Below are 694 nucleotides of genomic sequence, written 5' to 3' on the forward strand. Positions count from 1 at the left end.
AGGCCACAATGAGGGAAATACGCATAATTAAGTCAGCCTTCAGTTCTTAGATCGCAATCGGAGCACGAATTCCAGGATACGGATCGTAATCAAGTACTTCAAAATCCTCAAACTCATAACCGAAGATGCTCTCCGGTTTACGCTTGATATTGAGTTTTGGCAACGCTCTTGGAGTTCGTCTTAATTGCTCAAACACAATCTCGTCCGTAAGGTGATTACTGTACAGATGGCAGTCACCAAATGTGTGCACAAAATCACCCACATCAAGATCACATTGCTGCGCAATCATGTGCGTTAACAAGGCATAACTGGCGATGTTAAACGGGACACCTAGAAATAAATCAGCACTTCGCTGATAAAGCTGACACGACAAGCGCCCGTTCTCAACGTAGAACTGAAACAAGCAATGGCACGGAGCCAACGCCATACGCCCCTCATGCACATTTTCTTGAGGTGAGATAGACTCGTCCGGTAGCTCGGTCGGATTCCAAGCCGAGATAATTAAACGCCGGGAATTCGGCTTGGTTTTGATTTGGGTAATCAAATCAGAAATTTGATCTACAACGCGGCCATCCTGGCCTGCCCAGCTGCGCCATTGCTTACCATAAATCGGCCCAAGGTCGCCCTCTTCGGTCGCCCACTCATTCCAAATGCTCACGCCACGCTCGGACAACCAGTTGTTATCCGTACTGCC

Annotated in this window: 1 protein-coding gene; it reads right to left on the reverse strand. The window is 48.0% G+C overall.

The window, feature by feature from the left end; genetic code table 11:
• Positions 1–46: 46 nt before the first annotated feature.
• A partial coding sequence (locus A3751_RS17280) for a thymidylate synthase (protein ID WP_068458238.1) occupies positions 47–694 on the reverse strand: 648 nt, incomplete at its 5' end.

Source organism: Oleiphilus sp. HI0080 (assembly GCF_001635135.1).